The organism is Sphingomonas sp. FUKUSWIS1, from assembly GCF_000733135.1.
GTDB lineage: Bacteria > Pseudomonadota > Alphaproteobacteria > Sphingomonadales > Sphingomonadaceae > Sphingomonas > Sphingomonas aerolata.
The window spans coordinates 1-6,706 of the sequence record NZ_JPJC01000005.1; the positions used below are offsets into that span (position 1 = coordinate 1).

Annotated in this window: 11 protein-coding genes; 5 read left to right on the forward strand and 6 right to left on the reverse strand. The window is 66.1% G+C overall.

Annotated elements, in window-relative coordinates; translation table 11 throughout:
- On the forward strand, nt 1-583 hold a 583-nt coding region (locus tag sphsw_RS20780; RefSeq protein ID WP_031438855.1), incomplete at its 5' end, for a cold-shock protein.
- Between the two features lie 37 nt (nt 584-620).
- Nucleotides 621-1,442: a glutaminyl-peptide cyclotransferase gene (locus sphsw_RS00240; RefSeq protein WP_031438856.1), complete on the forward strand. Its 822-nt coding sequence runs from the start codon at nt 621-623 to the stop codon at nt 1,440-1,442.
- Here the strand turns inward: sphsw_RS00240 and sphsw_RS00245 are convergent.
- The 5 genes from sphsw_RS00245 to sphsw_RS00265 all read right to left on the reverse strand — a co-directional run bounded on the left by sphsw_RS00245 (nt 1,439) and on the right by sphsw_RS00265 (nt 5,010).
- Nucleotides 1,439-3,049, reverse strand: a complete 1,611-nt coding sequence (locus sphsw_RS00245; protein WP_031438857.1) for a cisplatin damage response ATP-dependent DNA ligase — start codon at nt 3,047-3,049, stop codon at nt 1,439-1,441. The two genes, sphsw_RS00240 and sphsw_RS00245, sit on opposite strands and share 4 nt — an antisense overlap.
- Nucleotides 3,050-3,201: 152 nt before the next feature.
- The gene (locus sphsw_RS00250; protein ID WP_031395540.1) at nt 3,202-3,387 is read right to left on the reverse strand and encodes a DUF1328 domain-containing protein; all 186 of its coding nucleotides are present in this window, start codon (nt 3,385-3,387) and stop codon (nt 3,202-3,204) included.
- A gap of 74 nt (nt 3,388-3,461) precedes the next feature.
- The gene (locus sphsw_RS00255; protein ID WP_031438858.1) at nt 3,462-3,959 is read right to left on the reverse strand and encodes a Dps family protein; all 498 of its coding nucleotides are present in this window, start codon (nt 3,957-3,959) and stop codon (nt 3,462-3,464) included.
- A gap of 106 nt (nt 3,960-4,065) precedes the next feature.
- Nucleotides 4,066-4,620 carry a TMEM165/GDT1 family protein gene (locus sphsw_RS00260; protein WP_235188221.1) on the reverse strand — a complete coding sequence of 185 codons (555 nt, stop codon included), beginning with the start codon at nt 4,618-4,620 and terminating at the stop codon, nt 4,066-4,068.
- 48 nt (nt 4,621-4,668) lie between these two features.
- Nucleotides 4,669-5,010 carry a hypothetical protein gene (locus sphsw_RS00265; RefSeq protein ID WP_042466204.1) on the reverse strand — a complete coding sequence of 114 codons (342 nt, stop codon included), beginning with the start codon at nt 5,008-5,010 and terminating at the stop codon, nt 4,669-4,671.
- Between the two features lie 205 nt (nt 5,011-5,215).
- Here sphsw_RS00265 and rpmG point away from each other — a divergent pair, with 205 nt between their 5' ends.
- A complete protein-coding gene (gene rpmG, locus sphsw_RS00270; protein ID WP_017977469.1) occupies nt 5,216-5,383 on the forward strand; it encodes a 50S ribosomal protein L33 in 168 nt (55 codons plus the stop codon).
- Nucleotides 5,384-5,490: 107 nt separating this feature from the next.
- Here the strand turns inward: rpmG and sphsw_RS00275 are convergent, their stop codons facing one another.
- Nucleotides 5,491-5,853: a response regulator gene (locus sphsw_RS00275; RefSeq protein ID WP_031395282.1), complete on the reverse strand. Its 363-nt coding sequence runs from the start codon at nt 5,851-5,853 to the stop codon at nt 5,491-5,493.
- A 39-nt stretch (nt 5,854-5,892) separates the two neighbouring features.
- On the opposite strand from sphsw_RS00275, the gene sphsw_RS00280 reads away from it, so the two are divergent.
- Nucleotides 5,893-6,174, forward strand: coding sequence for a DUF3572 domain-containing protein (locus sphsw_RS00280; protein ID WP_031395281.1), 282 nt, complete (start codon nt 5,893-5,895; stop codon nt 6,172-6,174).
- The coding region (locus sphsw_RS00285) for a hypothetical protein (RefSeq protein WP_031438861.1) at nt 6,171-6,706 on the forward strand (536 nt) is incomplete at its 3' end. The genes sphsw_RS00280 and sphsw_RS00285, both read left to right, overlap by 4 nt.

Genomic DNA, 6,706 nt, shown 5'->3' on the forward strand with positions numbered 1-6,706 from the left:
TGGCGGCGGCGGTGGCGCCGGGCGCGGCATGCCCCCCCAGGTCGTTGGTGAAGGCACCGGCGTCGTAAAGTTCTTCAACGCACAGAAGGGCTTCGGCTTCGTCGTTCGCGATGACGGCGGCGAGGACGTGTTCGTGCACATCAGCGCAGTCGAGCAGGCTGGCATGGTCGCTCTCGCTGAGGGTCAGCCGCTCGGCTTCACGCTCGTTGATCGTGGTGGCCGCATCTCGGCAACCGATCTCAAGATCGATGGCGAGCCGATGGCCGTGACCGATCGTGGTCCGCCGCGTGATCGCGATGCCGGCCCGGGTGCACCCCGTGGCGGTGCCGATCGTGGTGCAGGCGGCGCGCCGCAGCGCCAGCTGACCGGTGAGAAGGCAACGGGTACGGTCAAGTTCTTCAACGCGATGAAGGGCTTCGGCTTCATTCAGCGCGATGATGGCCAGCCTGACGCGTTCGTGCACATCTCGGCGGTCGAGCGTGCCGGCATGGCCACGCTGAACGAGGGCGACAAGCTCGAGTTCGAGCTCGAAGTCGATCGTCGCGGCAAGTATGCAGCGGTCAACCTGAGCGCAGGCGGCTAATCCCGTCCGTCCGGTCATCGGGGTTTTTCGAACCAGCATGACGATCGGACATAGCCTGATAGCGGCCGGTCTCGCACTTGCGGGGCCGGCCGTTGCCGTTCTGGCGCAGGGCGCAACGGCGCCCCAGCCCGCCACGCGCACATTGGCCGCTCCTGCGCCCGCGCCAGCCGTGCCGATCCTGTCGGTCAGCATCGTGGCCCGCTATCCGCACGATGCGACGGCATTCACCGAAGGCCTGTTGTGGCACGACGGCGCGCTCTACGAGAGCACAGGCAAGGAGGGGCAGTCCGATGTCCGCCGCGTCACTCTCGATGGTCGTATCGTCGCGCGCCGCCGGATCGATCCGGCACAGTTCGGCGAGGGGCTCGGGCTGTGGAAGAACGAGCTGATCAGTCTGACCTGGCATGACGGCATCGCGCACCGCTGGGACGCCCGCACGCTCAAGCCGACCGGCACCAACCGCTATGCGGGGGAGGGCTGGGGCCTGACGAGCGACAAGGACGGCCTGATCCAGTCCGACGGCAGCGCGTCGTTGATCCTGCGCGATCCCAGGACATTGGTCGAACGTCGCCGGATCGGCGTGACGATCGACGGGCGTCCGCTGACACAGCTCAACGAACTCGAATATGTCGACGGCGCGATCCTCGCCAATGTCTGGCAGACGGGATATCTCGTCCGCATCGCCCCGGGCACCGGTCGCGTCACCGCGATCATCGACCTGCGTCCGCTGGTCGCCGAGATCGGCGCCCGCGACCGCGACGCGGTGCTCAACGGCATCGCCTGGGATGCCGCGAAAAAGCGGCTGTTCGTCACCGGCAAGCTCTGGCCGACCCTGTTCGAGATCCGGATCAACGGCTAGGGTGCGGGGATCATCCGGCGGAGCGTGTCGATCCGGTCGGCCTCGGCCGCGGGCTTGTCCGTCCGGATCCGCGCGATCCTTGGGAAGCGCATCGCAATCCCCGATTTGTGCCGCTTCGACTCCTGCAGAGCGTCGAACGCGATTTCGAGCACCATCGTCTTGGCGACCTCGCGCACCGGCCCGAACCGGTTGAGCGTGTTCTTGCGGACGAACGAATCGAGCATCCGCAGCTCCTCGTCGGTAATCCCCGAATAGGCCTTGCCGACCGGCAGCAGCTCGCCCTCTTCGGTCCAGCAGCCAAAGGTATAGTCCGAATAATAGGAGGACCGCCGACCGCTGCCCCGCTGCGCGTACATCATCACGCAATCCGCGGTGAGCGGGTCGCGCTTCCATTTATACCACAGCCCGACGCGGCGCCCGCCGACATAGGGCGAGTCGCGGCGCTTGAGCATCACGCCCTCGATCGCCGAGTCGCGCGCACCCGCGCGCACCGCCTCGAGCGCGGTGAAGTCTGCGGCGTCGATGACCTGGCTCAGGTCGAACCGCTCGGTATCGAGCTGCGGCATGAACGCCTCGAGCCGCGCGCGTCGCGCGGTCCAGGGCAGTGCGCGCAGATCCTCGTCGCCATCGATCAACAGGTCATAGAGGCGGACAAAGGCCGGATACTCGGCCAGCATCTTCGCCGACACGGTCTTGCGCCCCAGCCGCTGCTGCAGCGCGTTGAAGCTCGCCGCCCCGCCGCCCTCCTCCAGCGTGCCGCCCTGATGCTCGCCCTTGACCAGCAGCTCGCCGTCGACCGTCCCCGGCGTGACGAAGGCGGCGGCGATCTCGGGAAAGCTTGCGGTCACGTCGTCGCCGGTCCGGCTGTAGAGTCGCGTTTCGCCCGCGACATGGACGATCTGCACGCGGATCCCGTCCCATTTCCACTCCGCCGCATAGTCGGCGAGGTCGACGCGCAGATCCTCCAGACCATGGGCGAGCATGAAGGGACGGAAGACGGGGACGTTGGCGGGTGTCGGTTGCGCGCCATGCCCCTCCGCCCAGGCGAACAGCGTCGGATAGGGGGCTGCCAGGCCATGCCAGACCTCCTCGACCGCATCGACGTCGAGCCCGAAGGCATCCGCCAGCGCGGTCTTCGCCAGGCGCGACGAGACGCCGATCCGCAGCCCGCCGGTCGCCATCTTGAGCAGGGCGAAGCGTTCCTCCGCATCCGAGCGATCGAGCATCGCGGCAAGCGCCGCCGGCGCCTCGGCGCGCGACAGCGTCATCAGCCGGTCGACCACCTGCGAGATCGACAGCGGTTCGGCCGGCACCGGATCCGGCCCCAAGGGCTCGGGCTCGGGCCACAGCAGGGCGACGGTCTCGGCGGTATCGCCGACATAATCGCGGCTCATCCGGAAGAGGACGGGATCGACCCGGTCCTCGATCAACCCGCGGATGACCGCCGATTTGACGCCCGGCAGATCGAGATCGCCGGTCAGCGCCGCCATCGCCCAGCCGCGATCGGGGTCCGGCGTAACGCGCAGATAATCGCCGATCAGCTTCAGCTTCGCATTGCGCGACCGCGTATAGGTGAGGGCATCGAGGAGCGCGGCGAAAGCATGCATGATCCGACAACGCGCCGCCCGGCACTCGGCTCCGGGCCTGCGTCCACGTCGCTGCGGGCGCTACATCAAAAAGGCCCCCGCCGTTACCGGCGAGGGCCCTGTCGTGGCATTGACGTCGTGGCATCGGCGCAGGCCGATGCAATCCCGTCGCGTCAGTCGATCGCGTTCTTGATTCCCTTGCCGGCCAGCAGACCGAGCACCAAGAAAATCACGAACAGCGCGATCGCAATGAAGAACAGCACCTTGGCGATGCCGATAAACGCCCCGCCGACGCCGCCAAATCCGAGCAGGGCCAGCACGAGGCCGATGATCAAGAAGGTGATGGCGAGCTTCAACATGGGCATTCTCCTGTTCCTGACAGAACCCGTCCCGCCCATGTCGGTTCCGACACGGGAAGGACGGGCGCCGGGGTTCAGGCCTTGCGGCTGGCTTCGAACAGGAACCAGGCGCGTTCCTCGGCCTGATCGGTCCACTCGTCGACGATGCCGCTGGTGGCATTGTCCTTGGCCTCGTCGGCGGCGTCCTTGACGATCCGGAACTGTTCGACGAGCTTCAGATTGTCTTCGCGAAGCTCGGCGAGCATTTCGGTCGGTCCGACGAAATCCTTGTCATTGTCCGGGATGCTCTGGTGGCGCGAAATGTCGCCGATCGAGCGCAGCGTCGTGTTGCCGGTCTTGCGGACGCGCTCGGCGATCGCATCGGTCACGCCCAGGATTTGTGCCGCCTGGTCATCAAGCAACAGATGATAGTCACGGAAATGCGGACCCGACATGTGCCAGTGAAAGTTCTTGGTCTTCAGGTACAAGGCATAGCAATCGGCGAGCGAGGCATTGAGCGCTTCGGCAACCGTCTTCGTGCTGTTGCTGACGAGATCGGTGGGCGTGTCGAGTGCGGGGTTGGTGGCGGGCATCGAAAACTCCATGCATGGGAATGTCTGTGGATCGTTGCGTCAACGAAGCGATAGCCGAAATGCTCCCGTCGCGCATGCGCCATTCCTCATCTGAGTGATCGCCCCGCTAGATCAATCGCGCAGCGCTGAGGCCCAGAATGACCCCCAGGAGCACGAATATCAGCCCGATGCCGGTGCGCAGTCGGGCGAGCGGCCATCGGCGCCACGCGGCTTCACCCATCATCGCCGCGGGGACGATCACCACCAGCGATCCGATCGTCGCGCCGACCGCCGCCAGCATCGGTACGGCACTGCGGAGCGCAAGCGCGGCCACGATGAACTGTATGCCGTCGCCAAAGGCGAGGATGAACAGCCCGAGCATGGTGGTGGCGATCGCGCCCGTGCGCCACCCGCGCAGTGGATCGGGCGCCTTGACCGGCAGGAGCGCACCGCCGCCCTGGAGGATCAGCGCGAGCGCCAGCATCAGCTGGCGCGCATTGGGTGTCAGCAGCGGCGCGACCGCGATCCCGCCCGCGACCGCCAGGCTGCCGGCGAGCAGCAGCGCGAGCGCCGCCGCGAGGATCACCAGCCGGGGCTTGCGATACCGATCGGACAGGATCGCGGCGAGCCACGCGGTTCGATCGCCGACCTGCGCCAGCGCGGCGGCTACGAGCGCCGCCATCAGCGCATCCATCGCTAGCGGGTCGCGCGGTCGGGCGTCACGCGCGGGTCATCCCGCGAGCCGCACCGAACAGGCGGCGGCAAAGACATGGCAGGCCTGGACGTCCTGCCGCTCGCTGTAGATCGCGTCGCTGAGCGTCATCAGCCAGCCATGGACGAGCGCGCCATGTTCGCCGCGCGACAGTGCCGAATCGATGAAGTGCGTGACGGTCACCGCGGGATTCATCCCGTTGCGATGCGCGATCAGGCGGATCGCGTCGATATCGGGCGCGAGATCGGTCGCGCGGGTATAGGGCGCGCGGACGTCGATCGCGGCGATCCGGGCCGCAAGCTCGGCCTTTACCAGCGCCAGATCCTGGAATTCCGCGACTCGCTCGGCAACCTGCCCCATGATCCCGCCTCCTGTCTTTCTTATGGGATGCATCATGCGCCCATGCCGATAAAGATGCGGTTAAACACCCTGTGATGCGGGATTCCGGGGCGAATATGGGGTGATATGGTTGACTTGGCCGGCAGCATGCGCCATGCGCCGCGACAGATCGGGCGGTGGCATGCGTGCTGCCGCCCTAGCATTTTCAGCCTTAAGGATTGGGCTCATGGCCAAGCCGACTACCGTCAAGATCAAGCTCGTCAGCACCGCGGACACCGGCTTCTTCTACGTCACCAAGAAGAATCCCCGCACGAAGACCGAGAAGCTCTCGTTCAGCAAGTATGATCCCGTCGTGCGCAAGCATGTCGAGTTCAAGGAAGCCAAGATCAAGTAAGTCGACGCGGCGGCGATGCCGTCGCGCGTTTACGATGCGATCGCAAGGCCGCGGGTAGCGATACCCGCGGCCTTTGGCGTTCCTGCGCGGCGGGCCTCGCGGTTCGTTCAGACGAACGCGCGCACCGCTTCCATGAAGCGGGCGAGGCTGATCGGCTTCGAGATATAGGCGTCCGCGCCCGCGGCACGGATCCGGTCCTCGTCCTCGCGACCTGCATAGGCAGTGACCGCCATTACCGGGATCGTGCTGAGCACGTCGTCGGCCTTGAGCTCAAGAATGATCTCATAGCCGGTGACGTGCGGCATCTGGATGTCCATGATGATCAGGTCGGGGGCGAATTCGCGCGCCCGCATCACCGCCTCGCGCCCGTCGCGTACAGGTTCGGCAAGGTAATCATGCGCCCGCAAAAGGTCGCAGAATAGTTTCAGGTTGAGTTCGTTGTCCTCGACAACGAGCACCTTCTTTGCCACGCGAGCCACCATTCGTTTCAAGAAGGATGACAATAGGCAATGCGCGGCGCCGTTACAAATGAAGACGCTGAGGCCCTGGCACTGCAAGCCTTGGTATGGACGCTGAGCGAGCCGGACCGAGCGATGCGCCTGTTGTCGGTGACCGGACTCGACCCTGCCGACCTGCGCACGCGGGCCGGGGAGCCTGCCGTGCTCGCGGCGGTACTCGGCTTCCTCGAATCGCATGAACCCGATCTTGTCGCCTGCGCCGAAACGCTGGGCATCAGGCCTGAGGCGCTCGTCCGCGCGCGGATGACGCTCGATCCGGGGTTCGAGGCATGAAGCCGCTGCTGATCAGCGATTGCGACGAAGTGCTGCTCCACATGGTCAAGCATTTCGGCACCTGGCTCGACGAGGCGCATGATATCGATTTCGAAATCGGCCACGGCGATTTCGCCAACAGCATGACGCGCCGCGACGGCGGGCCCGCGCCCACGCGCGAGGATATGTGGGCGCTGCTCGGCGGGTTCTTTCCCGCAGAGATGCACCGCCAGACGCTGGTGCCGCATGCCCGCGAGGCGCTCGCGTCGCTCGCCGAGATCGCGGACATCGTGATCCTGACCAATTTGCAGGACGAATGTCGCCTGCCGCGGATCGAGCAGCTCGCCGCGTTCGACATCGCCCACCGTGTCGAGTGCAACCAGGGCGGCAAGGGCGACCCCGTCGCGCGGCTGGTCGCCGAATATGGCAACCCCGTCACCGTCTTCGTCGACGACCTTGCGGTGCATCACGAATCGGTCGCGCAGCATGCGCCGGGCGTCCACCGGCTGCACATGGTGTCCGAGCCGACGCTGGCGGGGGCGGTGCCGAGAGC